Below are 26,930 nucleotides of genomic sequence, written 5' to 3'. Positions count from 1 at the left end.
TCGGCCAATCCAGCCATTGGGATGCCGCGCCACGAACGGCTGCATTGAGCAGGTCAGCAGTCGTAGGCTCTGAACTTGGTGCGAATGACCGGTTGGCTCTTCAGGCTACCGCCGGATTCGACCCACAAGAGACACTCATCGTCGCGGCGGACCAGCGGCAGGTTTCTGAGTGAAGCAGTCTGTCAGGACGAGAGCCAGGGCGGCAGCGCAATGCCTCAGTGGCCATTGGTGAGGTGCCGGCAGGTCCCTATAGTTGTATCAGCAAGGTCGTTCTGAATTTGCCTACGCTCATTTGATCACCTAACCGACTTGTAACGCTGAGAACTCAACCCGACTTTTCCCCGAACCGGACGAACGATTGCGATAGAAAGTCGATAAACGTCCGAATGCGTATCGACAGCTGATGCCGCAGGGGATAAACCGCATAGATGTCGGCGTCCGGCGTCTGGTACTGGGGCAGGACTTGCACCAGCCGGCCACTGTTCAAATAGCGCTCGATGTCCCATTCCGCCCGCATCAGAATGCCGTGGCCGTCGAGAGCCCAGTTCACCGCGATCTCGCCGTCGTTGGTGGTGAGGTTGCCGCGAACCTTGATGGCTTCCGCGTCGCGGCTGGGGTTGCGTAACGGAGTAAGTCGCCACACCCCGTAGGCCTCATCTCCCTGCCGAATGCCAATGCAGTTGTGGTGGGTCAGGTCATTGGGAATCTTGGGCTCACCCTGCGCCTTTAAGTACTTCGGCGAGGCGCACAGCAGGCGCCGATTGGAAGCCAGTCGTTTGGCGATCACGCGCGCCTCGGGGGGCGCGCCGAAGCGGATGCAAACGTCGAACTGGTCGTCGGTCAGGGGCGGCGGGGTGGCCGACAACTGCAATTGTGCGTCCACATCCGGGTACTGCGAGACGTAGCGCGAGATCACCGGCGCAATGTGCAACCGGCCAAAACCCAAGGTGGCATTGACGCGCAGCAAGCCTTTGGGGGTGCCTTTCGACCTCGTTAGAAGCTGGTCGAGATCGGCGATGTCACCCAGGATCCGCCGCGCGTGCTCCAGAAATACTTCACCTTCGGGCGTCAGGCTCATGCGGCGCGTGGTGCGGTTGACCAGGGGCAGGCCCAGGCGCGCCTCCATCTGGGCCAAGCGCTTGCTGACGGCCGGCGTGGTGATGCCGAGTTCCCGCGCCGCAGCACTGAGGCTGCCGCAGGAGGCCAGCGTGGCAATGAAGCTGAGTTCTGCCGGTTGGATACCAACGGTCATGGCGGGGTCATTGTTAAATTCAGGTTAACGACGGTTTGAATCCAGGCGTGCGTAGCGGCCAAATCCAACTCCTACAGTGCACCCACTACCACTGAGACAGGAGACACATGATGAAGACCTATAACATTGCCACGGTTCCCGGAGACGGTATCGGGAAAGAAGTTGTGCCCGCGGCCCAGCAAGTGCTGGAAGCGCTGGCGGCCTCGAGCAGCACATTCGGTTTCGAGTTCGAGCGCTTCGACTGGGGCGGCGACTACTACCGCGAACATGGCGTGATGATGCCAGAAGACGGCCTGAACGCCCTGCGCGGCAAAGATGCGATCCTCTTCGGCTCAGCCGGCGATCCGGACATCCCCGATCACATCACGCTGTGGGGCCTTCGCCTGAAGATTTGCCAGGGCTTCGACCAATACGCCAATGTGCGCCCGACCCGCATCCTGCCTGGCATCGACGGCCCACTCAAGCGCTGCGGTGCCGACGATCTGAACTGGGTCATCGTGCGGGAGAACTCTGAAGGCGAATACTCCGGCGTCGGCGGCCGCGTGCATCAAGGCCACCCGATCGAGGCCGCCACCGATCTGTCGATGATGACCCGGGCGGGGGTCGAGCGCATCATGCGCTTCGCGTTCAAGCTGGCCCAGTCCCGGCCTCGCAAACTGCTCACGGTCATCACCAAGAGCAACGCCCAGCGCCACGCCATGGTGATGTGGGACGAGATCGCCGTGCAGGTTTCCAGGGAGTTCCCGGACGTGACCTGGGACAAGGAACTCGTCGATGCTTCGACGGCGCGCATGATCAACAGCCCGGCCTCGCTCGACACCATCGTCGCCACCAACCTGCACGCCGACATCCTCAGCGACCTGGCTGCGGCGCTCGCCGGCAGCCTGGGCATCGCGCCGACTGCCAACATCGATCCAGAACGCCGTTACCCCTCGATGTTCGAGCCTATTCATGGGTCGGCGTTCGACATCATGGGCAAGGGCCTGGCCAACCCGGTCGGCGCCTTCTGGTCGGCGGCGCTGATGCTAGAACACCTCGGCGAATCGGAAGCGGCTGCCCAGCTGATGAAGGCAGTGGAGAGCGTTACCGCGAACCCCGGCCTTCACACCGGCGATCTCGGCGGCACTGCGAAGACCGCCGATGTGACCGCGGCAGTGTGTCAGTTCCTTGCCGGCGCAAAGTCCCTGGCCGCCTGACCGCCTTCATCGGCGCATTGCGCGCCGGGTTACGCGAATACATTCACAAGAAGATAAGCGGCGCTGCTCCAACGGCAGCGTCGCCGTACCCGCGCACCTGCTGACGATAACAGCAGTGAGGCGTCGATACGTACTTAGGAGGAGACTTCAATGAATCCGATGGAAATAACGCTGCTGATGCTACTTTTCGCAGCAGTCATGTTTGTCTGGGAAAAGATCCCGCTGGCGCTGACTTCGGTGATCGTTTGCCTGACTTTGGTATTGACTGGCGTGCTGGATACAAAAGTCGCATTCAATGGCTTCGTCAATACAAACGTCATTCTATTCGTTGCAATGTTCATCGTCGGTGGAGCGCTGTTCGAGACCGGCATGGCGAACAAGATCGGGGGACTGGTAACCCGCTTCGCCAAGACCGAGCGCCAGCTGATCATTGCCATCATGCTCATCGTGGGTCTGCTGTCCGGTGTGCTCTCCAACACCGGTACTGCGGCCGTCCTGATCCCGGTGGTGATCGGCATCGCCGCGAAATCGGGGTTCGCCCGTTCCCGACTTCTAATGCCGCTGGTTTTCGCGGCGGCCATGGGCGGAAACCTGACCCTGATCGGTGCCCCCGGGAACCTGATTGCACAAAGCGCACTGCAACAGATCGGCCAGGAGTTCAGTTTCTTCGAGTACGCGAAGATCGGACTACCCATGCTTCTGTGTGGCATCGCGTTTTTTGCACTCTTCGGGCATCGGCTGCTTCCGGGCGGTAACAACACGGCCGATCCGTATGACCCCACGCATGCACCGAAGATCGACTACTCGGATGTTCCGAAGTGGAAGCAATACACCTCGCTTGCAATCCTGCTTGCGACCATTGTCGGGATGGTTTTCGAGCGCAGCATCGGCATCCCGCTCCACATCATCGGCTCGATCGGTGCGGTTCTGATCGTCCTGACCGGGGTGCTGACTGAAAAACAGGCCTACAAGGCGATCGACTCGCAGACGATCTTCATTTTTGGCGGAACCCTTTCGCTCGCCACCGCGCTCGAGTCCACCGGCGCCGGTGCGGCTGTCGCAACGAGCATCATGGGCCTGCTTGGCGATACCCCGTCGCCCGTCCTGCTCCTGGTCGTGATCTTCGCGATTGCCTGTGTGCTCACGAACTTCATGTCCAACACGGCGACCACCGCGCTGCTGGTGCCAATCGGACTTTCGATCGCGGCCAGTATCGGTGCCGATCCGAGGGCTGTGCTGATGGCGATCGTGATCGGCGGTTCGTGTGCCTATGCAACGCCGATCGGCATGCCTGCCAACACGATGGTGCTCGCGGCAGGTGGATACCGCTTCATGGACTATGTCCGGGCCGGGTTGCCCCTGATCTTCGTATCCGGTGCCGTCAGCATTCCGCTGCTGCTCATCTTCTTCCCGTTCTTCCCAAGCTGATCAACGTACAGATCACACATTCAATCTCCGGTCGCCCCAGGCATGGGGCCCCTTCACCCCACCGCCCATTCCCCCAAAGGAGCGCGATATGCAACGAGAAACCGAAATAACGGCCCTCACCGATGTGATGGCGAAGTTCACCTCCTACATCGGCAAGCGCCTTCCGAATGACGTCAAGGACAAACTGGCCGAACTGCGGACATTCGAGACCAACCCCCTCGCGAAAACGATCTACATGTCCATGGCCGACAATCAGGACGCAGCCGACAAGCTGGACAGGCCGAGCTGCCAGGATACCGGCGTCATCCAATACTTCATCAAGGCCGGTGCAAGATTCCCCTTGCTGGGCGAACTCGAAGACATCCTGCGCAATGCGACGCTCGGCGCAACCCAGATGGGTCCGCTTCGCCACAACGCTGTGGAGACGTTCGACGAGAAGAACACCGGTACCAATACGGGCTCGAAGATTCCCTGGCTGGATTGGGAAATTGTCCCCGACGACGACTCCGCACTCATCGACGTCTACATGGCGGGCGGTGGCTGCACCCTCCCAGGAAAGGCCACCGTGCTGATGCCGGGAGAGGGCTACGAAGGGGTCACCGATTTCGTGTTCGATGTGATCACTTCGCGCGGCGTCAACGCCTGCCCCCCTTTGCTGGTCGGGATTGGCGTATCTACGTCGGTCGAAACCGCAGCAAGACTTTCCAAGCGCGCGATCCTTCGCGAAGTGGGCTCCCACAACCCGAACGAGAACGCCGCAAAGATGGAGCAACTGCTGGAGGAAGGCCTGAACGAAATCGGTATCGGGCCACAAGGGCTGACCGGCAAAAACAGCGTGATGGGCGTCAACATCGAATCCTCGGCGCGCCATCCCTCGACGATCGGCGTCGCTGTATCGACCGGTTGCTGGGCGCACCGTCGCGGAAAGATCCGCATCAATGCCGACCTGTCCTACGAAATCATCTCCCACAAAGGAGCAGTGCTGTGACTAAGAAGATTCTTACCACCCCCATCAAGAGCGAAGACCTGGAAAGCCTGAACGTCGGTGACACGGTCTATCTCACCGGACACTTGGTTACGTGCCGTGACGTCGCCCATCGCCGGCTCATCGAGCAGAAGCGCGAACTGCCGGTGGACCTGAAGGGTGGCGCGATCTTTCACGCCGGGCCAATCGTGCGCAAAAAGGATGACGGAAAGTTCGAGATGGTGTCGATCGGACCGACGACGAGCATGCGGATGGAGAAATTCGAGCGCGAGTTCATCAAAGAAACAGGCGTCAAGCTGATTGTCGGCAAGGGCGGCATGGGGCCCGAGACAACCGCCGGGTGTCAGGAACACAAGGCCGTACATGCAATCTTCCCCGGCGGCTGTGCGGTGCTTGCGGCGACCCTGGTCGAGGAAATCGAGCGGGCCGAATGGCAGGATCTGGGCATGCCCGAGACCCTTTGGGTGAACCGTGTGCGGGAGTTTGGTCCGTTGATCATTTCGATCGATACCAAGGGCAACAACCTGATCGAGCAGAACAAGGCCAGCTTCAACGCAAAGAAGCAGCCGGTCATCGATCGGATCAAGCGCCAGGTAGGTTTCATCAAGTGATCGTTCCGGTCGCCCTTGTCCATTGCGCAGGCCGAGCTCCAAGCTGACTGACCGAGTAGGAGGTTTACCGTGAATTCGATCGAAGATCCGAGGCAACTGCTGCGCCGCATGTTTGATGCCGCGGTCGCCAGTGCGCAGCCGGCGCGGTGCATACCACTACACCTGCCGGCGGCGCCAGCCGGGCGCTTGGTGGTCATCGGCGCCGGCAAGGCTTCGGCGGAGATGGCCCGGGCCGTAGAGGCCTGCTGGCCGGGCGAATTATCCGGCCTGGTGGTCACCCGCTACGGCTACGCCGTGCCGTGTGAGCGGATCGAGATCGTTGAAGCCGCCCACCCGGTGCCCGACGCCACGGGGCTGGCCGCTGCGGCGCGGATGCTCTCGGTCGTGGAAGGGCTGTCGGCCGACGACCTGGTGCTCTGTCTGATCTCGGGAGGAGGTTCGGCCCTGCTGCCGCTGCCGGCGGAGGGCCTCAGCTTGGAGGACAAACAACTGGTCAACCGCGAGCTGCTGCGCTGTGGCGCCACCATCGGCGAGATGAACTGCGTACGCCGCCACCTCTCCGCCATCAAGGGCGGGCGCCTGGCGGCGGCTTGCCACCCGGCCCGGGTGGTGAATCTGTTGATCTCGGACGTACCCGGCGACGACCCCATCAACATCGCCTCCGGGCCCACCGTTCCCGACCCCACCACCTGCGCCGATGCCCTGGCGATCGTGCGCCGCTACGGTCTTGACCTGCCGCCAGCGGTGCTCGATCTGCTCGAATCCGGGCGCGGCGAATCGGTCAAGCCCGGCGATCCGCGCCTCGCGCGGGTGCAAACCCACATGATCGCTGCCCCCCAGTTGGCCCTCGAAGCCGCAGCGGCGGTGGCCTGGGAGGCGGGGCTGGCGGCCCACATCCTGGGCGACGCCATCGAAGGTGAAGCCCGTGACGTGGGCAAGGTGATGGCCGGTATCGCGCTGCAGGTAGCCGACCGCGGCCAGCCCTTCACCCCGCCCTGCGTGCTGCTCTCCGGGGGCGAGACCACGGTCACGGTGCGGGGCCGCGGCCGCGGAGGGCGCAATGTGGAATTCCTGCTTGCCTTGGGAGTCGCCCTGGACGGACATCCCGCCATCCACGCCCTGGCGGCGGATACCGACGGGGTGGACGGCCAGGAGGAGATTGCCGGCGCCTTTCTCTCCCCCGACAGCCTGGCCCGCTGCTGGGCCCAAGGCCTTCGGCCGCGCGAGGCGCTGGCAGATAACGACGGGCACGGCTTCTTTGGCGCCCTGGGCGATGCCGTCGTCACCGGCCCGACCCTCACCAACGTGAATGATTTTCGCGCCATCCTGATCACCCACGAGACGGCTGGCCGCCACAACAATTAAGGAACCGAGACATGCACCGCATCCGCAACGCCAAAATCGTCGCCACCCTCGGCCCGGCAAGCACCGACCGGGCCACCATCCGGGCGCTGTTCGACGCCGGCGCCGACGTTTTTCGCCTGAATTTCAGCCACGGCAGCCACGAGGATCACAAACAGCGCCTCGACACCATTCGTGCCATCGAGCAGGAAACGGGTCGTCCCGTCGGCGTGCTGCTCGATTTGCAAGGCCCCAAGCTGCGCCTGGGCACGTTTGCAAAGGGGGCGGTCCAGCTCGTGGAGGGAGCCGCTTTTCGCCTCGACCTGAACCGCGACCAGCCCGGGGGGCAAGAGCGGGCGCCGATGCCCCACCCTGAGATCTTTGCTGCCCTGGAAGTCGGCACCGATCTACTGGTCGACGACGGACGGGTGCGCCTGCGGGTCGAACGCTGCGGCCCAGACTTTGCTGATACCCGGGTCATTAACAGTGGCACGGTGTCCGACCGCAAAGGGGTGAACGTCCCTGGGGTAGTGCTGCCCTTGTCGGCCCTGACCGCCAAGGATCGTGCCGATCTGGACTACGGCCTGACCTTGGGCGTCGATTGGATCGCGCTTTCCTTTGTTCAGCGCCCCGAGGACATTATCGAGATCAAAGCCATCGTCCAGGGCCGTGCCGGGATCGTTGCCAAGCTGGAGAAGCCGGCGGCCATCGGCAGCCTGGAAGCCATCGTCGCGGAGAGCGACGCGGTGATGGTGGCCCGCGGTGATCTGGGCGTCGAGATGCCCCCCGAGCAGGTGCCGGCGATCCAGAAGCGCATCGTCCGTGCCTGCCGCAAGGCCGGCAAGCCGGTGATTGTCGCCACCCAGATGCTCGAATCGATGGTAGTCGCGCCGGTACCAACGCGGGCCGAAGCATCCGACGTGGCCACCGCCATCTACGATGGTGCAGATGCAGTCATGTTGTCGGCCGAATCGGCTTCCGGTGCCTTTCCAGTGGAAGCCGTGCGCATGATGGACAGCATCATTACCCAAACCGAAACCGATCCGCATTACCGCGACGCCCTCAATGCCGGATGTCCTCCGCCCCGCGTCGACATGGCTGACGCGATCGGTGCGGCCATGAGCTGTGTGGCCGACGTGCTGCAGGTAGCGGCCACGGTGGCCTACACCAGCTCCGGCTATTCAGCCCTGCGTATGGCCCGGGAGCGGCCCCGGGCGCCGATCATCGGCATGACCCCGCGGCTTGTGACGGCCCGCAGGCTGGCCTTGGCCTGGGGAGTGCATCCCGTGCTGTGCAGCGATGTCGCGGATGTCAGCGAAATGAGCGAGCTGGCCTGCGATACCGCACAAAAGGAAGGTTTCGGCCAGGCCGGCCAGATGATCGCCATCTCGGCGGGCATGCCCTTCGGCACCTCTGGCACCACCAATTTGCTGCGCATCGCCCGGATCGGCTGATGCCGCGGTCGAGCAACGCGCGCATCACCCACCAGGCGTCACCAAATATGCAGATGGAGAACACAGCATGGCATTGATTCAGCAGGTTCGCGGCTTTGAAATCCTGGATTCCCGCGGCAATCCCACCGTCGCCGCCGAGGTGATACTCGAAGGTGGCGCCCGCGGTTTCGCCGCTGCCCCCTCGGGCGCGTCCACCGGCGCCCGCGAAGCCCTGGAACTGCGCGACGGCGACCCGCATCGCTACCTCGGCAAAGGCGTTCTGCAGGCCGTCGCCCACGTCAATGGCGAACTGAACGCGGTACTTCAAGGCTGCGAGGCGGCCGACCAGGCCGGCGTGGACCAGCGCATGATCGACCTCGATGGCACCTCCACCAAATCGCGCCTGGGAGCCAACGCCATCCTCGCCGTGTCCCTGGCCTCGGCCAAGGCGGCGGCCGCGGAGGCTGGCCTGCCCTTGTATCGGCACCTGGCCCAGCCCACCTGGCCGGTGCGCCTGCCTGTGCCGATGATGAACATTGTCAATGGCGGCGCCCACGCGACGAACAGCGTCGACATGCAGGAGTTCATGATCCTGCCGCTGGGGGCGCCGAGCTTCTCCGAGGCGCTGCGCTGGGGGGTCGAGGTGTTCCACGCCCTCAGGCTCCTTCTCAAGGGTCGGGGCCTGTCCACTGCGGTAGGCGACGAAGGTGGCTTCGCGCCGGACCTGCCATCTAACGAGGCCGCCCTGGAAGCCATCCTCTCCGCCATCGAGCAGGCTGGCTACAAACCCGGTATCGACATCTACCTGGGCCTGGATGTTGCCAGTTCGGAATTCTATGAGAACGGGCATTACGAACTCGCCTCCGAAGGCAAGCGCTTCGATTCGGCCCAATTCGTGGACTACCTGGCGGACTGGGTGGACCACTACCCGATCATCACCATCGAAGACGGCATGGCCGAGGACGACTGGGCGGGCTGGAAGCTGCTGACCGAACGACTCGGTCACCGCGTGCAACTGGTGGGCGACGACCTGTTCGTGACCAACACCGCGATCCTCAGCGAAGGAATCGCCGCCGGGGTGGCCAATTCCATCCTCATCAAACCCAACCAGATCGGCACCCTCACCGAAACCCTGGCGGCCATCACGATGGCGGACCGGGCCGGCTACAGCGCAGTGGTCTCCCACCGCTCTGGCGAAACCGAGGACACCACCATCGCCGATCTGAGCGTGTGCACTGCTGCCACCCAGATCAAGACCGGCTCCCTGTGCCGCTCCGACCGGGTTGCCAAGTACAATCGCCTTCTTCTGATCGAAGCTGAACTGGGTGCGAATGCGATTTATCGCGGCCACTCAGCGTTCCCGAGCCGCGCCTAGAAGCGATCGCCATCCACCCCCTGCGTTACCCGCGGCCAGTTGCGTGATGAAAATGCCGTCGTCCACGCACTGGCTTCAGGCCCGCCGCCGCAGGCTTGGATGCATTTCTTCGCAGTGAGCTGGAATAGGATGTGGCTGTAGAACGAATGTCATCAGGGTCGGGCTCGACGGGCGCCAAAGTAGGCCGGATTGATTTCTGCTGATCTGCTCCGAACAGCCCAAAAACCTTCGCTTGCAATTCCGGGGGAGCCCATAGGTCCACAAATGGCCGACGACGCGACGAAGGCGGGGTGACGGTGATCGGCAGCTACCTGAACGGAGCAGTCACCCGAATGGCCGGTGTGCAGAGGCGAAGATCGGCAGCTCCTGGCCGGGTCGAGCCAACGCGGCGCTCAAGTTCGTCGCCGTAAACCGGCCACTCAAGCGGCTTGGGGCTGCTTACGTCTCTTGAGATCGAAATGCAACCACGACCGACGGCAAATGGCCGATTGCACGATTTCATCTGCTTTCCGTAAAGCCGCCGGACGGTTCCTGGCAAATAATCAGACTCCGATCAACAGCCAAGGAGTCTGGCATGGAATCCTACGAGCATAGGGAACCCTGGAACAAGGGAAAGTTGGTGGGCCAGAAGGCGCCGCTGAAGCCCAAGGACATCTGGGCGATCCGCATCCACCTTCAGAACGCCCATCACGTGCGCGATCTGGCGATGTTCAACCTCGCCATCGACAGCAAGCTGCGCGGGTGCGATCTCGTCAGCCTGCGCGTTCGCGACGTGACCCACGGCAACCAAGTGCTGTCGCGGGCGATGGTCATCCAGCGGAAGACGCAGCGGCCGGTTCAGTTCGAACTGACCGAGCCGACGCGAACGACGGTGGCGGCGTGGATCGAGAAGGCAAAGCTGAGGCCGGAAGACTTTCTCTTTCCAAGTCGCCTGCACGAATCGCCGCACATATCCACCCGGCAGTACGCGAGGATCGTGGAGCAATGGGTGGCGTCGGCCGGCCTGGACCCTGCAGCCTACGGCACGCATTCGATGCGCCGCACGAAGGCAACACTGATCTACAAACGGACGAAGAACCTGAGAGCCGTCCAGCTCCTCCTAGGTCATTCCAAGCTGGAATCGACTGTCAGGTACCTCGGAATCGAGGTCGACGATGCCTTGGAGATCTCTGAGCAGATCGAGATCTGACCGTTGCGCGGCCGCCCGCCGAAGGCATTCGACGCGACGGGTGGCTGCTTTTGCACGCGATGCTGGAAGGGACGTATCGGCCAGAAGCTGCCGGACACATCTTCTCCAAACCAGCCGCTTGACGGGCCGCTCCGCTCTGATACCTACCGGATGATCTACTTCAGCAGGTCGGCCAAGTCAGCCGATGATTACAACTCAGCTGAACGGCTGCTATCTCGTCGTTTGCCGCCGCTATATCGGCGAAAGCATGTCGTTCGCTTGTTCGCAAGCAATTGGGATCATTCGTTAAAAACGAGATCGAACCGTGTTAGGCCGGTGTCTGAGGACACCGATACGCTACCTCTGTGAGCTGAAACAATGGCTTTTGTAATTGCAAGGCCTAGGCCGGTGCCTTCCGATGAGGAATGGGTGCGGGCTTTGTCTGCGCGATAAAAGCGATCGAAGAGGTGGGGGATATCCTCGGCAGCGATAGCTTGACCCGTGTTTTCAATGGTGAGGTGGGTGCGTGCGCCTGTGCTTTGGATGCGAACGGTGATACGACCATCCGATGGTGTGTGTCGTAGTGCATTAGATAGTAGGTTGCTTATTGCCCGGCGCAACATGAGCCGATCGCCGGTGATGCGGCCTTGACCTTCTACCGTCAAAGTGACTTGGCGCTCTTCGGCGAGGGCGTCGTAGAAGTCGAGCAACCCTTCAATTTCCTGTTTGAGCTCTATGGTTTCGCTCGAGGGCAGCATGAGGCCGTGATCTGCCTTGGCTAGAAACAGCATATCGGAAATCATGCGTGATAGCCGTTCGAACTCTTCGGCATTCGAGGCAAGCGTCTCTCGATATGCTTGTGCGTCGCGTGGCTGGGAGAGCGCGACCTGGGTTTGTGTTGTCAGGTTGGTGACGGGCGTTCGGAGTTCATGTGCGAGGTCTGACGAGAAGTTTGATAGCCGGTTGAACGCATCCTGAAGGCGTTCAAGCATCTGGTTGAGTGTTTGAACGAGGCCAGTCAATTCAACCGGTATGGATGTTTCGGGCAGCCGGGTATCCAGGCGACTGGCGGTGACATTCGAGGCCTGCTCTTTCAGCAGCCGAAGTGGTGCGAGTCCGCGGCGTACGACGAACCAACCAAATAGTCCGCAAGCGAGTGCGGCAGTCGTTGCCAACGCGGATAGCGTTTTTTCAAAACGAACCATGAAGGTTGCGTGGTGATCGATGTCGATCGCTACCGCGACTACCATGGGTTCGGCGCCCGGAATGTTGCTGGGTATCGTTTTCGCGAGCCCCCGAAAGATTTGTTCGCCTTCGTGCCAGTCAAAGGTGTCGGCGCTCTGAGTCGACGCTGCATGGCGGACTCTGTCGATGGGGAAGCTGACGCCAGTCGAGGCATGCAGGGTGTTGCCGTCGGGCGTCAATGCCAAAACGACCAGGTCGTCATGGCCGACAAAGGCGTCGTGGAGTAGCTGGCTTAAAGCGGGGAGTGCGTCGGGGGTGCTGACGCGTCGTACCGCGCTTTCAATCAGGACGATTTTCCCTTGGAGTGCTTCTTTGTCTTGTTCGACGAAATGCTTTTCGATCGCGGAAATCACGATCCCACTGAAGGCAAGCAGCACGCCGCTCGACACCAGCGCGAACAACGAGGTGAGGCGGGTCGTGATCGACCACTTGGTGTTCAATCGACCTCCGGTGCTTCAAGGACGTAGCCCATGCCACGGACGGTGTGAATGAGTTTGGGCTCGAAAGGTTCGTCGACCTTGTTGCGTAGCCGGCGCACCGCCACTTCAATCACGTTGGTGTCGCTGTCGAAGTTCATGTCCCACACCTGAGAGGCGATCAGTGAACGCGGCAGCACTTCGCCGTGGCGGCGCAGCAATAGTTCGAGAAGGGCAAATTCCTTGGCGGTCAGCTCGATGCGTTTTCCGGCGCGCGTGACACGTCGTCGAAGCAGATCGAGCTCAAGATCGGCCAGGCTCAAGGTGGTTGGCTCTGTGCCGTTACGCCCCCGTCGAAGGAGGGTTCGAATCCGCGCCAGCAGCTCTGAAAAGGCGAAAGGTTTGACGAGGTAGTCGTCGGCGCCAAGCTCTAACCCTTTGACACGGTCTTCAACCTGATCCTTCGCCGTCAGGAACAGTACCGGCATTTCCTTGCCGCTGCGCCGTACGGTTTCGAGCACCTGCCATCCGTCGAGGCCGGGGAGCATGACGTCCAGGATGATCAGGTCGTGATCCCCGGTGAGCGCCAGATGCAGCCCATCCATGCCGTTACGCGCCAGATCGGTGGTAAATCCGGCTTCACTCAGGCCTTGGCGCAGATAGTCTCCCGTCTTCGTTTCATCTTCTACGATCAATACCTTCATGGTTCGACGCTCCTGTTCGTTTCCCGCGCAGTGTGCCAGTGCCGGCGGGCCTCGGGCGTAGATGACAAAGATGTAATGCGCAGGTCAGCTGACTGACGGACTGGGCTGCTCAGACTGACGGTTCCAAACGATAAGGCTCGCAGAAGTCTACGTCGTCAACCTACAGGAGTCATTATGCCGGCACGCTTTTCCCCCATAGGAATACCTGTCACGCTGAATCGTCGCCGATTCGTTCAGGGTCTGGCCGCCGGCGGTGTTCTTGCCGGTCTGCCCGGGCTGTTGCACGCGGCGGCGGACCGAGCCCCAAGCACTGTCACCGGCGCTGCACCGGTGTTGCGCGGAACCGAAATCGATCTCGTGGTCGCCGAGTCGCCCGTGAACTTCACCGGTAATCCGCGCATGGCGACCACCATCAATGGATCGATCCCCGCGCCAACCTTGCGCTTGCGCGAGGGCGACACGGTCACCATCCGGGTGACCAATCGCCTGCGTGAGGCCACCTCGATTCACTGGCACGGCATCATTTTGCCCTATCAGATGGATGGGGTGCCCGGCATCAGTTTTGCCGGCATTGCGCCGGGCGAGACCTTTACGTATCGCTTCAAGCTTGAGCAAACCGGCACATATTGGTATCACTCCCACTCCGGCATGCAAGAGTTGACCGGCATGTACGGCGCACTCATCGTCGAGTCGCGCGAGGGCGAGCCGGTACGTGCCGATCGCGACTACGTCGTCCAGTTGTCGGACTGGACCGACGAAGCGCCGATGCAAGTCTTCGCCAAGCTGAAAACGCAGAGCGATTACTACAACTATAACCAGCCGACGGTGGCTGACTTCTTCCGCGATGCGTCTACCGACGGGTTAAAAAGCGCCATCGCCAAACGCAAGATGTGGAACGAGATGCGCATGAGCCCGACTGATCTGGCCGATCTGTCCGGCGCGACGCTGACCTTCCTGATGAATGGCACGACACCGGCTGGCAATTGGACCGGCCTGTTCCGACGTGGTGAGCGGGTTCGCTTGCGTTTCATCAACGGCGCGGGCAACAGCTTCTACGACGTGCGTATTCCCGGTCTCAAGATGACCGTGATCCAGTCGGACGGCGTCGACGTCGAGCCGGTGACGGTGGATGAGTTCCGCTTCGGGCCGGGCGAGACTTACGACGTGCTTGTCGAACCCAAGGACGACGCCTACACGCTCTTTGCCCAGGCCATGGATCGAAGCGGCTATGCACGCGGAACCCTGGCAGTGCAGCCGGGACTGACTGCGCCGGTGCCGGCGCTGGACAAAGTCGAGTGGCTGACTATGGCCGACATGATGGGGGCCATGGGCGGTATGGCCGGGATGGACCACAGCGCCATGGCCGGTGGCATGAAGGACATGAACCACGCGGCGATGCCGATGCAGCACAACATGCCCGGCATGAACCACGGCGCCATGGCGATGGATCACAGCCAGCACGCGATGGCCGAGAATCCGCTCGACAAAGCCAGCCAGACGGTCCGCCATGCTCGCACCGAATACGGCCCGAGTACCGACATGCGGGTCGACATGCCGCGCACCAACCTCGACGACCCCGGCATTGGCCTGCGCAACAACGGCCGTCGTGTGCTCACGCTCGCGGATCTGTCCACCGTCGGTGGCCCGATCGACCCGCGCGGTGCGGAGCGCGAGATCGAACTGCATCTGACCGGCAACATGGAGCGCTACGCCTGGTCTCTCGATGGGCTGGAATTTGGCCAGTCCACGCCAGTGCATCTGCGCTATGGCGAGCGTGTGCGGGTGATTCTGCACAACGACACCATGATGACCCACCCCATGCACCTGCATGGCATGTGGAGTGAGCTCGAAACCGCAGATGGTGCCTTCCAGGCGCGGCGCCACACCATTCCTGTTCAGCCCGCGCAACGGATCAGCTTTCTGGTGACCGCCGATGCGCTCGGTCGATGGGCCTGGCATTGCCACCTCATGTTCCACATGGACGCGGGCATGTTCCGCCAGGTGGTGGTGTCATGAACACATCGAATAGCCAGGGAAAACACATGAATACACTGTCGATTCTCGCCGCATCTGTGCTCGTGCTGGGTGCCGCCCCCACGCTCGCCATCGCCGCCGGCGCGCAGGGCCAACACGTTATGGAAGCGGCTGGCGCTCAACCGGAGTCCGGTGCCAGCCCGATGAAACAAGCTGCCGCGCCCGCCGCCATGCCGATGGGCGCCATGGACCACGGCGATATGAACATGCAAGGCGGCTCAGCGCCGGCCGATGCGCGAGACCCCCATGCCTACTCGGGCGGCTACACCCTGGACAGCGGAAAATACGCCCTGGCCGGGCCGCGTCAGCTTCGCCTCGCCGATGAGCATAGCTTCGGTACGCTGCTGGTCGATCGGCTCGAACGGGTCGACACCCGCGACGCGACCTCGACGGCCTTCGATGCCCAAGCCTGGTTTGGTCGTGACTACGATCGTCTCGTGGTCAAAGCCGAAGGCGACTATGCCAACGGCCGCCTCGAAGAAGCCCGCACCGAACTGCTTTGGGGGCACGCCATCGCGAGCTATTGGGACGCACAGCTCGGGCTGCGCTACGACACCGGAGAGGGGCCGGACCGCTCCTGGCTCGCGTTCGGCATTCAGGGTCTTGCGCCGTACTGGTTCGAGCTCGACGCCACAGCCTACGTCGGCAACGAAGGCCGGTCGGCCTTGCGTGTTGAGGCGGAGTACGAACTCCCCATCACTCAACGCCTCGTGTTGCAGCCGCGTGGCGAAATCAATTTATACGGCAAAAAGGATGAAGCCAATGGCATGGGCAGTGGCCTGACCGACGCCACCTTCGGACTGCGTCTGCGCTATGAGGTCTCGCGTCAGTTTGCGCCCTACATCGGCGTGGAGTGGAACAACAAGTTTGGCCAGACAGCCGATCTAGCACGCGCCGAAGGCGCATCGACCCGTGAAACCCGTTGGGTGGCGGGACTGCGCTTCTGGTTCTGACAACGCCGAGTCATACGGCGACTTTGTGGCAACTAACCCTTGGAGATATACATGATGAAAAAAACACTTTCGCTGATCGCTTTCGGTCTTTTACCGGCGTTCGCCATCGCTGCCGGTAGTCACAGCGGCGGCCATGCCATGCCAATGCACGAAGAAAAAGCCGACCACATGCATGACGTGCCTCATGCAGAAGACCACGCGGCAAACATCGGCGTCCCGGGCAACCCGGCCGATGTCGTGCGGACCATCGATGTGTTGATGGACGACAGCATGCACTTTGTGCCTGATGAGATCACCGTCAAGGCGGGTGAGACGATTCGATTCTTTGCCCGCAATACGGGACAGATGAAGCACGAAATGGTGATTGGCTCGATCGCCGATCTTAAATCCCATGCTGAGATGATGCGCAAATTCCCCGGTATGGAGCACGAAGAGCCCAACATGGTCACGCTCAAGCCCGGTCAGCGCGGCGGGGTCGTGTGGAAATTCGACAAACCCGGCACCGTGGATTTCGCCTGCCTGATCCCCGGGCACATGGAGGCCGGCATGATTGCCAAGGTGACAGTGACTGAATAGTTGTCATCCGTTTCCAAGGTCCCGCAATGCTGACCTCAAGATGACAACAATGTCATCTTGAGGTCAGCATTTTGTCGAGATGGCCGGCGTAGCCTTGAACTCAGGAATTCAACAGGAGCGCCATCATGAAAACCTTGGCAACGACACTTTTGAGCATGTCTGTCTTCTTGACCGTACCGGCGTTTGCCGACCAAAGCCACCACCCGGACCAGGCCGCGGCCGAGGTGCCAGCTGGTGCAATGCTTGAGCGAATGCAGGACAACCTCAAGATCATGCAGGGGCAACTGCAGCGCGCGGCGGGGGCAAAGACCGACGAAGCGCGGCAGCGGGCCATGGCTGAGCATATGCAGACTATGCGAGAAAACATGGGTATGGCGCAGGGCATGCAAGGCGGCATGATGGCCTGTCCGATGATGCAGGGTGGAATGGGCATGATGGGTGGCGGCGGGATGCCGAAAGACATGGGCGCTCGCATGCACAACATGGAGCAGCGCATGGACATGATGCAAATGATGATGCAGCGCATGGGGGGCGCCGGAGGTGGCACACCAATGCAAATGCCGAATCAACAAATGCCGATGCCGATGCCCAAATGAGTGAGCACGCGGCGGCGGTGAGCCGCCGCGTCACCTCCTTTTCCGGAGCATGAAATCATGAAGTGGTTTAACAGTCTTGTCGCCGGTTTGCGCCGTTGGATGGCATCAAACGCGAAAGCGCACGCTGATGCAAAACCGCATGCCTGCTGTTCAGCGCCGCCACCCGGTGCAGGCCGGCAGCGGCAATGATCTCAAAGGACGTTCGCATGAAGAAAGCCCTTAGCGTTGCTACGCTGTCAATCTTGATCACATTGTCGGTGGGCGCATCGGCGCAAGCCTGGGATGTCCCGAAGCCATCACAGGGCTTGATGCCGAATCCGAGCGCCGGAAAGCCGTTGTTCGAAAAAAATTGCGCGTCCTGTCATGGCGCCGATCTGAGCGGAACCGACAAAGGCCCGGCGTTTCTGAATCGGGTTTATGAGCCTTCGCATCACGGCGATGTGGCATTTCAGCTCGCCGTAAAAAATGGCGCGCGCGCCCATCATTGGAAGTTCGGTGACATGCCCGCCGTGCCGGGCGTGACGCCCGACGATGTGGCCCACATTACGGCCTACGTCCGCATGCATCAACGCAAGGCGGGTATTCGCTAGTGACGCATGGCGCGACCACCGGTGCCTCATCAACCGGCCGGCAGGATTGCCGCCTGAAGCGCACGGACTGATCCGCGCAAGGAGAAAGAGGCGATGTGGGCATACATGATGGAGGGGCAGGGGTGGGGCCATATGGGGGCCGGTATGATCTTCATGGCGGTTTTCTGGATCCTGGTCATCGTATTTGTCGTGATGCTTGTCGCTCGCCTGCTGCGTCCCCGAGCCAGCAATGATACGGCGCAGGCGCCTACCGCGCAGGACGTACTTAAAAGACGCTATGCGGCAGGGGAAATCGGCCGTGATGAATATGAGCAGAAGATGCGCGATATCGGAACGTGATGTCGCTGGATCGACGCCGGCCTGCTCGCGCGGTGGCTTCGCCCCCTTTGTAGGGCTGCGGGGCTTTCGTCGTTATGGTTCGGCGTTGTCGAGATGCCTATCGTTTTGCGTCAGGCGTCGCCCCGGCCTTCGACTGGTGTGTGCGGGGGCTCGAATTGTGTACATTTGATGCCGACCATCCAGCGTAGCGCGGCTTCTTCGTGGACCATGGCGTCGACGGCGAGCGGATCGAATTGGCGGCCAGCCATGGACAGGATTTCCGCTTTGGCGGCATCGAAGGGTAATGCGCTGCGGTAAGGGCGGTCCGACGTCATGGCGTCAAGCGTATCGATAACCGCGAATAAGCGCGCCCCCAGGGGGATAGCTTTGCCAGCCAGTCCGTGTGGATAGCCGCTGCCGTCGAAGCGCTCTTCATGGCACAACACCACCTGCGCCGCCAAGGCCATGTCCGGCAGGCGGCTCACGATGTGATACCCGTCCTCCGGGTGTTGACGCATCACCGCCCATTCGGCCGCGTCGAGCGGGCCCGCCTTGAGCAGGATGTGGTCTGGGACGCCGATCTTGCCGAGATCGTGCAAAAGTGCGCCCCAATAGATCTGCCGCAGCACCGACGCGTCGTCGGTGAATTGGCGCGCCAACACCTGGGTGTGGCAGGCCACGCGACGTGAGTGCAGGCCGGTTTCGCGCTCCCGCAGATCCAGCGCTTCGGCCAGAGCTTCGACAAAAGCCGCGTGCGAAGCCGCTTCGGATTTGGCCGGGATGGCGTCAATCTGCTCAAGAAAACAGCGCTCGCAAAGCGGTGGCGCGCCCGCAGAATTGATTGGATTCGACTTGAGCGCCGCCGCGCAGCACGCGCACTGCATCGGGCGGCCGTGTCCGGATGTCATCAGTGACAGCCCGAGGGTGGCCCAACTTGCAGCTGGCCGATCTCGCACTCTTCGGTGTAGTGCACGAAGCCACGGCGCAAACGCTCGGCCCAGCCGTTGCCCAGCCGGGCGCCGGCCTCTGCCAGAACCGCTTCTATCTGCTCGGCGGTAGCTTGCAGCAAATCGTAGGTCACGCTCATGTGAGCCCCTTCAATGACCAGTGTTTCGATCCCCATCATGGCGCTAATGCTGGCGTGCAAAGCCTGTGCCTGGTTTTCGTCAAGTGACTTGTCGAGCACGAACTGGCGCCGCTTCAGCACTTTCAAGCCTTGCTGCTTGGGGGCCGGCTGGCCGGGGCGTCCAATGTAGAGGTGGGGGTTGGTGACAAAGCGGTCGTGGCACTGCGCCGAACAAAACGCAAAGGGCTGGCCTTGATAGTCGGTCGGGTGGCTGTCCGGGGCGACCATCATGCCGCAGACGACATCCTTGACGCGCGTGTGTGTGCTCATGTCGTTGATCCTTGAATCAGATATCGACGCGCCGCAGGCGCAAGGCGTTGGCGATGACCGACACCGAGGACAGGCTCATGGCCGCGGCGGCGAAGATGGGGGAAATGAGGATGCCGAGGAAGGGATACAGCACCCCGGCGGCGACCGGCACCCCGGCGGCGTTGTATACCAGCGCGAAGAACAGGTTCTGGCGGATGTTGCGCATGGTGGCAACGGAGAGCTTGCGCGCTCGCACGATGCCGGTCAGGTCGCCCTTGACCAGGGTGAAGCCAGCACTCTCGATGGCCACATCGGCGCCTGTGCCCATGGCGATACCCACGTCAGCCTGGGCCAGTGCGGGGGCGTCATTGACGCCGTCGCCGGCCATCGCCACCTTGTGTCCGGCCGCCTGCAGTTCCTTGACGATGCGCGCCTTGTCGGCCGGCAGCACATCGGCGCGGATCTCATCGATGCCGAGCTGGCCGGCCACGGCGCGGGCAGTGCGCTCGTTGTCGCCGGTGGCCATGACGATGCGCAGCCCCTGCGAGTGCAGTGCCTTGAGTGCCGCCGGCGTACTGTCCTTGACTGGATCGGCGACGCTCACCAGACCGGCGATCTCGCTTCCAATCAGCACGAACATCACGGTTTCGCCCTGGTCGCGGCGGCGATTGGCTTCGTCCATGTCGCGGCGGGCATCCACGCCCAGTTCCTCAAGCAGCTTGGCGTTGCCCAGCGCCACTGCTTTGCCATCGACCTCGCCTTTGACGCCTTTGCCGGTGATGGCCTCGAAGGCGTCGGCCTTGGTCAGTGAAACGCCGCGCTCCTCTGCACCGCTGACAATCGCCTCGGCCAGCGGGTGCTCGGAGCCACGCTCGAGGCTGGCGGCCAGGCGCAGCACCTCGTCCTCATCATGCCCGGCGGCCGGTAGTACCGCGACCAGTTTTGGCTTGCCCACGGTCAGCGTGCCGGTCTTGTCCACGATCAGGATGTCGACCTTGGCGAAGCGCTCCAGCGCCTCGGCGTTCTTGATCAGCACGCCGGCCTGCGCGCCGCGGCCGGTGGCGGTCATGATCGACATTGGTGTAGCCAGCCCCAGTGCGCAGGGGCAGGCGATGATCAGCACCGCCACCGCCGACACCAACGCATACGCCAGAGCTGGCGTCGGCCCCCAAACGGCCCAGCCGATAAAGGCCAGCGCTGCGATGCCTACAACGGCCGGAACGAACTTCCCCGCGACCGAATCGGCGAGTTTCTGGATTGGCGCACGCGAGCGCTGTGCGTTGGCCACCATGTCGACAATCTGCGATAACAGCGTGTCGGCGCCGACGCGCTTGGCTTCAATGATGAGTGAGCCGGTGCCATTGATCGTCGCACCCGTCACGGCATCGCCTTCGGTTTTTTCGACCGGCACGGGCTCGCCCGAAATCATCGACTCGTCGATCGACGAGCGACCTTCGAGCACCACGCCATCGACCGGCACCTTGTCGCCGGGGCGTACCCGCAGCTGGTCACCGACTACGACGTCTTCGAGCGGGATTTCCTCCTCGCGCCCGTCGGGGCGAATGACCCGAGCCGTCTTGGCGGCAAGGTCGAGCAGTGCGCGGATCGCCGAGCCTGTGCGTTCGCGCGCACCCAGTTCCATCAGCTGACCGAGCAACACCAGCGCCACGATCACCGCGCCGGCTTCGAAGTACACCCCGACATGGCCCTCGGCATTGCGGAAGCCGGCCGGGAAGATGTCGGGCATGAGCACCGCCACCACGCTGAACAGGTAGGCGGCGCCCACGCCGAGAGAGATCAGGGTGAACATGTTGAGGCTGCGGTTGATGACCGATTTGACGCCGCGCTCAAAGAACGGCCAGCCCGCCCACAAGATGACCGGGGAGCCCAGCAGCAGCTCGGTCCACAGCGCGGCGCGCTCACCGATCATCTCGCGGATGAAACCCAGCCCCACGAACGGCCCCATGGTCAGGATCAGCAACGGAACGGTGAGCACGGCGCCAACCCAGAAGCGGTGGCGAAAATCGACCAGCTCCGGATTCGGCCCGGCATCCTCGGCAGGCACACCCATCGGCTCCAGCGCCATGCCGCACTTTGGGCATTCACCCGGCGCGTCGCGGACGATCTCTGGGTGCATCGGGCAGGTGTATTGCGTGCCTTTCGGCGCCGGCTTGGCGGCCTTGTGTGCGCCGGAGAGGTAGCGCGTCGGATCGGCCACGAAGGCGTCGTGGCATTTGCTCGAGCAAAAATGGTAGGTCTGGCCCCCGTGCTGCGCCGTTGGTTTTCCGGCGTCAGGCGCGACGCTCATGCCGCACACCGGATCCTTGATCGGTGCGTGCTCATGATGGCAGGCCGTGCCGTGGTCTGCATGTCCTTGAGAGGCTGAGTGGTGCGTAGTCATGTCCGCATTCCTGATTGATTTTGATTGCAATGGGGCGTTATTTGTTCAATGTCGCGTGGTGTCGATTGCCTGCCAGCGCGGGAAAATGGCGGGTGTCGCCTTGGCGTAGCGATCCCATGCCTCGCCAAAGTGCGCTGCCGAGTCACGCTCTTCGCGGCGGGCGAGTCGGACATAGACGATAAGGAGGATCGGGAACATCCCCAGCGTGATCAGCGTGGGCCACTGCAGCAAAAAGCCGATCATGATCAGCACGAAGGCCACGTATTGCGGGTGGCGCAACCGGGCGTAGGGACCCGCTGTGGCAAGTTGCCCGCTCGCTTGCGCTGCGTAGAGCACCCGCCAGGCGGCTGCCAGCAGCCAGAATCCGCCGCCGATAAAGACCGTTGAGAGTAGATGGAAGGGGCCGAAGTGCGGGTTGGTGCGCGAGCCGAACATCATCTCCAGCAGATGACCGGAGTCGTGGGCCAGAAAATCGATGCCTGGAAAGTGCTGTCCCAGCCAGCCCGAGAGCAGGTAGATGGTCAGCGGAAAGCCATACATTTCGGTAAATAGCGCCACGAGAAAGGCGGAGAACATCCCCAGCGTGCGCCAATCCCGCGCGGTGCGGGGCTTGAAGAAGCTGAAGGCGAAGAAGATGAAGATCGCGGAATTGATCGCCACCAGCGACCACAGTCCGTAGGAGGATTCGATCATTTGTCGTCACCGCCGTGTTTGCCGCCGTGTCCGCCATGACCGTGACCGCCGTGCATGAAAACATGCATCAGCGGGCAGGCCGCCAGGAACAGCCAGGGCAGCCAACCGAGCAGGTGCGCCTGGTGCTCGATAGCGAGCATCACCAACGCGATGGCGGCAAAGCCACCAAAGATCCACCACGTGCGACGACTGTGGCGCGTTGCGTGGTTACTTTCGTGTTGCGCATCGGGTTTCAAAGCGTTCATCGCGAGTCCATTGTGGTCACTGAGGATGCGTCAATTGTTCGCCTCGGCAGGGAACGGAAACATGACCTGCGGATGACAACCGTGTCATTTTTCCTTTTTGAGGCGGTGCCCTGGGCTGCGACGCAAAGATGACAAATTTGTCATCTTTGCGTCAGGTCACCGACGGGATGGTTCCTCTACAGTGGCGCCACACGAAACTCATTCTAGGAAGGATCATGAAAGCACTTATCTCTGCCATTTTCGTGGCAGCAGCCTTGGGTTCGGCCCTGCCCGCCAGTGCAGCGGGGGACCACGGTCATGGCGCGATGCCCATGGCCGCGGCAACGGACGGCATGTCAGAAGGGATGGTCAAAAAGGTGGATGCCGCCAAGGGCAAGATCACGATCAAGCACGGCCCGCTCAAAAATCTCGGCATGCCGGGCATGACGATGGTGTTCAAAGCGGCGTCGATGGACATGCTGAAGAAGGTCAAGCCGGGTGACACCGTACATTTTGTTGCCGAAGACGTTGGCGGCACGCTGACGGTGACCCAGCTGGAAAGCGCTCAATAGGCCCGCACGAGAGGTGCGCTCACGCATGGTGCGCACCTCGCCGATGATCCTCTTCCGGACTTCAAACCGATGAAAAACTTCCTGATGCGCGGCCTGCTTGCCAGCGCTCTCGGTGGCGCGGTGCTGTTTGGCCCGGCTCATGCTCAGACGTCTGAAGCGCCGCTTGGAGCTTCGCTCCACGAGTTGCTGTCCTATGCCCGCGAACACAACCCGGAACTGGCCGCTCGCAGGTTGGAGGCGGCAGCCAATCGGGAGCGCATCGAACCGGCCGGTGCGTTGCCCGACCCTAAATTTCAGCTTGAATTGATGGATTTCACCAACACCATGTCGGGTGGCGGTGCATCTTTGGTGCCCGGAGCGGTTGGGCAGACCCGCTACCGGGTCATCCAGTCCGTCCCATTCTGGGGTAAGCGTGGGTTGCGCGGTGGTGTGGCCGAAGCGTTAGCGGATCAAAGCGCACGCTTCGCCGACAGCGCCGTGCTGGAGGTCGAGGCACGTATCAAGACGGCCTATGTGCGTTACTACCAGGCGGACGGCCAGTCCGCGATTATTGGCGAGACGCTTGCGCTGCTCGATGCCCTGAGCCGGCTGGTCGAGACCCGCTACAGCGTGGGGCTGGTGCCGCAGCAGGACGCGATTCGAGCGCATAGCGAACTGACCACGCTCAAAATTGAACGCGTTGAGGCCGAGCGTCGCCGGCGTGATGCTGTCGCCAAGCTCAATGCGCAATTGCCGCGCCGGGCTGACGCGCCGCTCGATGCGCCGACCCGATTGCCCGAGGCGCCCGCACAACTCGATCTGGCGGCGCTGTTTGAGCGTGCCAAATCGCTCTCGCCGGGCTTGGCGCGTGAGCGACTTGGGACGGAAGCCGCCGCCAAGTCGCGAGAACTCGTGTATCTGAATCGCTATCCCGATTTCGGCGTCGCATTGACCAATAACCGTCCGCAAAACGGCACCGATAGCTGGGATGTGATGCTGGAGGTCAACATCCCGTTGCAGCAACGTTCCCGCCGGGCGCAGGAGCGGGAGGCTGAACGGCGAGTTGATGCCGCCCACAGTCAGGTCGCCGCCGCGGAAGCGCGACTCAATGGCCAACTCGGCGAAGCCCATGCTGCCTTCGAAGCCAACGTCGACAAGGCACGGCTGCTGCGCGGCACGCTGCTGCCGCAGGCGCGTGCCAACTTCGATGCGGCCATGGCGGGGTACGAATCCGGCCGGGTCAACTTCAATACCCTCATCGAGGCCGAGCGGCAGATTCTGCGCGCGCGCCTTGCCTTGCTGGACGCCGACGCCGAGATCCATATTCGGCTCGCTGAACTCGAACTGCTGGTGGGAGCCCCCCTGTGAAACGACCTATTTCCCTAACGCTGGCCGCGGTGGCTGTCGGTGTGACACTGTCGGCGGCCTATTGGGCGGGTAGCCGCCATGCGGCAATCACCACTGATTTGCTGCCTGCAGCGCATGCGGCGGAAACTGCAGCGGATGGCGGCAAGCAGCCCCGCAAGATTCTCTACTACCGTAACCCGATGGGTTTGCCGGATACCTCGCCTGAACCCAAAAAAGACTCGATGGGCATGGACTACATTCCGGTCTATGAAGGTGACGAGCCGGATGGCGAAGGTGCGGTCAAGGTCAGCCCGGCCCGCTTGCAGACGCTCGGCGTCAAGACCGCGATGGCCGAGATACGCGCGATGGACGCGGCGGTGCGGGCGGTCGGCCGGGTGGAGATCAACGAGCGCGCCATTCATGATGTGGCGCCGCGCTTCGAGGGCTGGATCGAGCGGCTGCATGTGAATGCCAGTGGCGATCCGGTCAAACGCGGTCAGCCGCTGTTTTCGGTGTACAGCCCCGAACTGGTGTCGGCGCAAAAGGAACTGGCGATTGCGCGCGAGCTTAAGCTCGATGCGCCGGATGCGGACCCCGCCGCACGCGCGGCCGCCGGCCGTCTTGCCGAGGCGGCGCGCGAGCGCCTGGCCAATTGGCAGGTCGCGGCGCCGGCAGGCAAGGTTTCAAGCCGGCTGACTTTCAACTCTCCGGCGACCGGCTTCGTCCTAGAGAAAAAGGCCGTCGAGGGCATGCGTTTTATGCCGGGGACGGCGATCTACCGCATTGCCGATTTGTCCACTGTTTGGGTGATCGCCGATGTTTACGAGAAGGATCTGGCCCGGGTGAAGGTCGGCGAGATGGCCAAGGTCAGTCTGGAAGCATTTCCGGACCAGACCTTCGATGCCAAGCTCACTTATCTCTATCCCACCCTCAACGCGGCCACGCGGACCACCCCGGTGCGTCTGGAGCTGGCCAATCGTGACGGCTTGCTGCGTCCCGGCATGTTTGCTCATGTCGACATCGCCTCGGCCGGCAGCGCCAAGCGTTTGACTGTGCCCAAATCGGCGCTCATCGACACCGGTGAACGACAGGTGGTGCTGCGGGTCGAAGGTGAGGGCAAGTTCAAACCGCAACCGGTGAAAGTTGGGCTGCGCGGGCGAGATCACGTTGAAATTCTGGAGGGGCTGGAGGACGGTGCTGAAGTCGTCGTGGCAGCCAACTTCCTGATCGATGCGGAGAGCAATCTCAAGGCCGCGTTGTCGACCTTCTCAGCGCCTGATGCAACAACGGCGAAAAACTATGAAGCGGTCGGCTCGGTGGATTCGGTTGATTTGTCATCCGACACCGTGTCGATGAACCACGAGGCCATCCCCGCGCTTCAATGGCCGGCCATGACCATGGAATTCGGTCTGGCCAGCAAAGAGGTCATCAAAGGGGTGCTGCCGGGGCAGCCGGTGCGTTTTACCTTTGAAGATCGGGGCGACGGCGAGTTCGTCATCGTCAAAGTCGAGCAAGCCGGCGCGGCCGCGCACAAGGGGCATTGAGATGCTCGATCGTCTGATTGAATGGTCGGCGCGCAATGTGTTTTTGGTGCTGCTGGCCACGCTGGCCGTGATCGGCGGCGGGGTGTACGCGGTCAAGCAGACCCCGCTCGATGCGCTGCCCGATCTGTCCGACACCCAGGTCATCGTGTTTACGCCATACCAGGGGCAAGCCCCCCGGGTGGTGGAAGATCAGGTCACCTATCCGCTCACCACCGCCATGTTGGCGGTGCCCAAGGCCAAGGTGGTACGCGGCTTCTCGATGTTCGGCGCGTCCTACGTGTATGTGATCTTCGAGGACGGCACCGACATCTACTGGGCCCGCTCGCGCGTGCTCGAATACCTGAGTTCGGTGCAGGGTAGCCTGCCCGAAGGGGTGTCGCCGCAGCTCGGCCCCGACGCCACTGGTGTGGGCTGGGTCTTCCAGTACGCGCTCACCGGCAAGGACCAGTCGCTGGCCGACCTGCGCAGCGTGCAGGACTGGTATGTGCGCTACCAGCTGACCAAGGCCGGTGGGGTGGCCGAGGTGGCCAGCGTGGGCGGCTTCGTCAAGGAATACCAGGTCATCGTCGACCCG

The 26,930-nt window shown here is 62.2% G+C and carries 26 protein-coding genes; 18 read left to right on the top strand and 8 right to left on the bottom strand.

Annotation, left to right across the window (positions count from 1 at the left end; genetic code table 11):
• Positions 1–325: 325 nt before the first annotated feature.
• Entirely contained in the window at positions 326–1,252 is a 927-nt protein-coding gene (locus FHP89_RS20055) for a LysR family transcriptional regulator (RefSeq protein ID WP_144179882.1), read from the bottom strand.
• Between the two features lie 107 nt (positions 1,253–1,359).
• Here FHP89_RS20055 and FHP89_RS20050 point away from each other — a divergent pair, with 107 nt between their 5' ends.
• The 8 genes from FHP89_RS20050 (at position 1,360) to FHP89_RS20015 (ending at position 10,810) form a co-directional block, all read left to right on the top strand.
• Entirely contained in the window at positions 1,360–2,448 is a 1,089-nt protein-coding gene (locus FHP89_RS20050; RefSeq protein ID WP_260851690.1) for a tartrate dehydrogenase, read from the top strand.
• Positions 2,449–2,598: 150 nt separating this feature from the next.
• Positions 2,599–3,876 carry an SLC13 family permease gene (locus FHP89_RS20045; RefSeq protein WP_144179884.1) on the top strand — a complete coding sequence of 426 codons (1,278 nt, stop codon included), beginning with the start codon at positions 2,599–2,601 and terminating at the stop codon, positions 3,874–3,876.
• Between the two features lie 88 nt (positions 3,877–3,964).
• A complete protein-coding gene (ttdA, locus tag FHP89_RS20040; protein ID WP_144179886.1) occupies positions 3,965–4,864 on the top strand; it encodes a L(+)-tartrate dehydratase subunit alpha in 900 nt (299 codons plus the stop codon).
• Positions 4,861–5,472 carry a L(+)-tartrate dehydratase subunit beta gene (ttdB, locus tag FHP89_RS20035; protein ID WP_144179888.1) on the top strand — a complete coding sequence of 204 codons (612 nt, stop codon included), beginning with the start codon at positions 4,861–4,863 and terminating at the stop codon, positions 5,470–5,472. Before ttdA ends, ttdB begins: the two co-directional genes overlap by 4 nt.
• Positions 5,473–5,580: 108 nt before the next feature.
• Positions 5,581–6,837: a glycerate kinase type-2 family protein gene (locus FHP89_RS20030; protein WP_144179929.1), complete on the top strand. Its 1,257-nt coding sequence runs from the start codon at positions 5,581–5,583 to the stop codon at positions 6,835–6,837.
• An 11-nt stretch (positions 6,838–6,848) separates the two neighbouring features.
• A complete protein-coding gene (gene pyk / locus FHP89_RS20025) occupies positions 6,849–8,267 on the top strand; it encodes a pyruvate kinase (protein ID WP_144179889.1) in 1,419 nt (472 codons plus the stop codon).
• A gap of 67 nt (positions 8,268–8,334) precedes the next feature.
• Positions 8,335–9,621 (top strand): phosphopyruvate hydratase, encoded by a 1,287-nt coding sequence (eno, locus tag FHP89_RS20020; protein ID WP_144179891.1) that lies wholly within the window; start codon positions 8,335–8,337, stop codon positions 9,619–9,621.
• Between the two features lie 574 nt (positions 9,622–10,195).
• The gene (locus FHP89_RS20015) at positions 10,196–10,810 is read left to right on the top strand and encodes a tyrosine-type recombinase/integrase (protein WP_144179893.1); all 615 of its coding nucleotides are present in this window, start codon (positions 10,196–10,198) and stop codon (positions 10,808–10,810) included.
• 278 nt (positions 10,811–11,088) lie between these two features.
• On the opposite strand, the gene FHP89_RS20010 is transcribed toward FHP89_RS20015, so the two are convergent.
• Complete coding sequence (locus FHP89_RS20010; RefSeq protein WP_144179895.1) at positions 11,089–12,474, bottom strand: heavy metal sensor histidine kinase; 1,386 nt, start codon at positions 12,472–12,474, stop codon at positions 11,089–11,091.
• A complete protein-coding gene (locus FHP89_RS20005; protein ID WP_144179897.1) occupies positions 12,471–13,154 on the bottom strand; it encodes a heavy metal response regulator transcription factor in 684 nt (227 codons plus the stop codon). The genes FHP89_RS20010 and FHP89_RS20005 overlap by 4 nt, the downstream gene beginning before the upstream one ends.
• A 174-nt stretch (positions 13,155–13,328) precedes the next feature.
• Here FHP89_RS20005 and FHP89_RS20000 point away from each other — a divergent pair, with 174 nt between their 5' ends.
• The 6 genes from FHP89_RS20000 to FHP89_RS19975 all read left to right on the top strand — a co-directional run bounded on the left by FHP89_RS20000 (position 13,329) and on the right by FHP89_RS19975 (position 18,242).
• Complete coding sequence (locus tag FHP89_RS20000; protein WP_144179899.1) at positions 13,329–15,170, top strand: copper resistance system multicopper oxidase; 1,842 nt, start codon at positions 13,329–13,331, stop codon at positions 15,168–15,170.
• A gap of 26 nt (positions 15,171–15,196) precedes the next feature.
• A complete protein-coding gene (locus FHP89_RS19995; RefSeq protein ID WP_144179901.1) occupies positions 15,197–16,141 on the top strand; it encodes a copper resistance protein B in 945 nt (314 codons plus the stop codon).
• 51 nt (positions 16,142–16,192) lie between these two features.
• Positions 16,193–16,717, top strand: coding sequence for a cupredoxin domain-containing protein (locus tag FHP89_RS21275; protein ID WP_144179903.1), 525 nt, complete (start codon positions 16,193–16,195; stop codon positions 16,715–16,717).
• 125 nt (positions 16,718–16,842) lie between these two features.
• Positions 16,843–17,313: a hypothetical protein gene (locus FHP89_RS19985; RefSeq protein WP_186300425.1), complete on the top strand. Its 471-nt coding sequence runs from the start codon at positions 16,843–16,845 to the stop codon at positions 17,311–17,313.
• 206 nt (positions 17,314–17,519) lie between these two features.
• Positions 17,520–17,903, top strand: a complete 384-nt coding sequence (locus tag FHP89_RS19980; protein WP_230411895.1) for a c-type cytochrome — start codon at positions 17,520–17,522, stop codon at positions 17,901–17,903.
• Between the two features lie 93 nt (positions 17,904–17,996).
• Positions 17,997–18,242: an SHOCT domain-containing protein gene (locus FHP89_RS19975; RefSeq protein WP_222105459.1), complete on the top strand. Its 246-nt coding sequence runs from the start codon at positions 17,997–17,999 to the stop codon at positions 18,240–18,242.
• 110 nt (positions 18,243–18,352) lie between these two features.
• Here FHP89_RS19975 and FHP89_RS19970 read toward each other — a convergent pair whose 3' ends face one another.
• Genes FHP89_RS19970 through FHP89_RS19950 form a run of 5 tightly spaced genes read right to left on the bottom strand, consistent with a single transcriptional unit; the run spans position 18,353 to position 22,935 of the window.
• Entirely contained in the window at positions 18,353–19,129 is a 777-nt protein-coding gene (locus FHP89_RS19970) for an HD-GYP domain-containing protein (RefSeq protein WP_230411893.1), read from the bottom strand.
• Complete coding sequence (locus FHP89_RS19965; protein WP_144179907.1) at positions 19,129–19,617, bottom strand: YHS domain-containing protein; 489 nt, start codon at positions 19,615–19,617, stop codon at positions 19,129–19,131. The genes FHP89_RS19970 and FHP89_RS19965 overlap by 1 nt, the downstream gene beginning before the upstream one ends.
• A 16-nt stretch (positions 19,618–19,633) precedes the next feature.
• The gene (locus FHP89_RS19960) at positions 19,634–21,997 is read right to left on the bottom strand and encodes a heavy metal translocating P-type ATPase (protein WP_144179909.1); all 2,364 of its coding nucleotides are present in this window, start codon (positions 21,995–21,997) and stop codon (positions 19,634–19,636) included.
• Positions 21,998–22,042: 45 nt separating this feature from the next.
• Complete coding sequence (locus FHP89_RS19955) at positions 22,043–22,690, bottom strand: methyltransferase family protein (protein WP_144179911.1); 648 nt, start codon at positions 22,688–22,690, stop codon at positions 22,043–22,045.
• Positions 22,687–22,935 carry a DUF2933 domain-containing protein gene (locus tag FHP89_RS19950; protein ID WP_144179913.1) on the bottom strand — a complete coding sequence of 83 codons (249 nt, stop codon included), beginning with the start codon at positions 22,933–22,935 and terminating at the stop codon, positions 22,687–22,689. Before FHP89_RS19950 ends, FHP89_RS19955 begins: the two co-directional genes overlap by 4 nt.
• A gap of 128 nt (positions 22,936–23,063) precedes the next feature.
• Here FHP89_RS19950 and FHP89_RS19945 point away from each other — a divergent pair, with 128 nt between their 5' ends.
• From FHP89_RS19945 to FHP89_RS19930, 4 genes are all read left to right on the top strand, one after another.
• The gene (locus FHP89_RS19945) at positions 23,064–23,486 is read left to right on the top strand and encodes a copper-binding protein (protein ID WP_313792207.1); all 423 of its coding nucleotides are present in this window, start codon (positions 23,064–23,066) and stop codon (positions 23,484–23,486) included.
• Positions 23,487–23,555: 69 nt separating this feature from the next.
• Positions 23,556–24,833, top strand: coding sequence for a TolC family protein (locus FHP89_RS19940; RefSeq protein ID WP_144179915.1), 1,278 nt, complete (start codon positions 23,556–23,558; stop codon positions 24,831–24,833).
• Complete coding sequence (locus FHP89_RS19935; RefSeq protein ID WP_144179917.1) at positions 24,830–26,356, top strand: efflux RND transporter periplasmic adaptor subunit; 1,527 nt, start codon at positions 24,830–24,832, stop codon at positions 26,354–26,356. Before FHP89_RS19940 ends, FHP89_RS19935 begins: the two co-directional genes overlap by 4 nt.
• Position 26,357: 1 nt before the next feature.
• Positions 26,358–26,930, top strand: a 573-nt coding sequence (locus tag FHP89_RS19930) for an efflux RND transporter permease subunit (RefSeq protein ID WP_144179919.1), incomplete at its 3' end; no start/stop codon positions are given.

The sequence above is a fragment of the Denitromonas ohlonensis genome (assembly GCF_007625205.1).
Classification (GTDB): domain Bacteria; phylum Pseudomonadota; class Gammaproteobacteria; order Burkholderiales; family Rhodocyclaceae; genus Nitrogeniibacter; species Nitrogeniibacter ohlonensis.
The sequence above is the reverse complement of the archived record's forward strand: the minus strand, read 5'-3'. Positions and strand labels throughout refer to the sequence as shown.

Coding starts and splice junctions, on each gene's coding strand:
- FHP89_RS20055 (WP_144179882.1), bottom strand. CDS start 1,252: ATGACCGTTGGTATCCAACCGGCAGAACTCAGCTTCATTGCCACGCTG.
- FHP89_RS20050 (WP_260851690.1), top strand. CDS start 1,360: ATGATGAAGACCTATAACATTGCCACGGTTCCCGGAGACGGTATCGGG.
- FHP89_RS20045 (WP_144179884.1), top strand. CDS start 2,599: ATGAATCCGATGGAAATAACGCTGCTGATGCTACTTTTCGCAGCAGTC.
- ttdA (WP_144179886.1), top strand. CDS start 3,965: ATGCAACGAGAAACCGAAATAACGGCCCTCACCGATGTGATGGCGAAG.
- FHP89_RS20030 (WP_144179929.1), top strand. CDS start 5,581: ATGTTTGATGCCGCGGTCGCCAGTGCGCAGCCGGCGCGGTGCATACCA.
- pyk (WP_144179889.1), top strand. CDS start 6,849: ATGCACCGCATCCGCAACGCCAAAATCGTCGCCACCCTCGGCCCGGCA.
- eno (WP_144179891.1), top strand. CDS start 8,335: ATGGCATTGATTCAGCAGGTTCGCGGCTTTGAAATCCTGGATTCCCGC.
- FHP89_RS20015 (WP_144179893.1), top strand. CDS start 10,196: ATGGAATCCTACGAGCATAGGGAACCCTGGAACAAGGGAAAGTTGGTG.
- FHP89_RS20005 (WP_144179897.1), bottom strand. CDS start 13,154: ATGAAGGTATTGATCGTAGAAGATGAAACGAAGACGGGAGACTATCTG.
- FHP89_RS20000 (WP_144179899.1), top strand. CDS start 13,329: ATGCCGGCACGCTTTTCCCCCATAGGAATACCTGTCACGCTGAATCGT.
- FHP89_RS19995 (WP_144179901.1), top strand. CDS start 15,197: ATGAATACACTGTCGATTCTCGCCGCATCTGTGCTCGTGCTGGGTGCC.
- FHP89_RS21275 (WP_144179903.1), top strand. CDS start 16,193: ATGATGAAAAAAACACTTTCGCTGATCGCTTTCGGTCTTTTACCGGCG.
- FHP89_RS19985 (WP_186300425.1), top strand. CDS start 16,843: ATGAAAACCTTGGCAACGACACTTTTGAGCATGTCTGTCTTCTTGACC.
- FHP89_RS19980 (WP_230411895.1), top strand. CDS start 17,520: ATGAAGAAAGCCCTTAGCGTTGCTACGCTGTCAATCTTGATCACATTG.
- FHP89_RS19975 (WP_222105459.1), top strand. CDS start 17,997: ATGTGGGCATACATGATGGAGGGGCAGGGGTGGGGCCATATGGGGGCC.
- FHP89_RS19970 (WP_230411893.1), bottom strand. CDS start 19,129: ATGACATCCGGACACGGCCGCCCGATGCAGTGCGCGTGCTGCGCGGCG.
- FHP89_RS19965 (WP_144179907.1), bottom strand. CDS start 19,617: ATGAGCACACACACGCGCGTCAAGGATGTCGTCTGCGGCATGATGGTC.
- FHP89_RS19960 (WP_144179909.1), bottom strand. CDS start 21,997: ATGACTACGCACCACTCAGCCTCTCAAGGACATGCAGACCACGGCACG.
- FHP89_RS19955 (WP_144179911.1), bottom strand. CDS start 22,690: ATGATCGAATCCTCCTACGGACTGTGGTCGCTGGTGGCGATCAATTCC.
- FHP89_RS19950 (WP_144179913.1), bottom strand. CDS start 22,935: ATGAACGCTTTGAAACCCGATGCGCAACACGAAAGTAACCACGCAACG.
- FHP89_RS19945 (WP_313792207.1), top strand. CDS start 23,064: ATGACAAATTTGTCATCTTTGCGTCAGGTCACCGACGGGATGGTTCCT.
- FHP89_RS19940 (WP_144179915.1), top strand. CDS start 23,556: ATGAAAAACTTCCTGATGCGCGGCCTGCTTGCCAGCGCTCTCGGTGGC.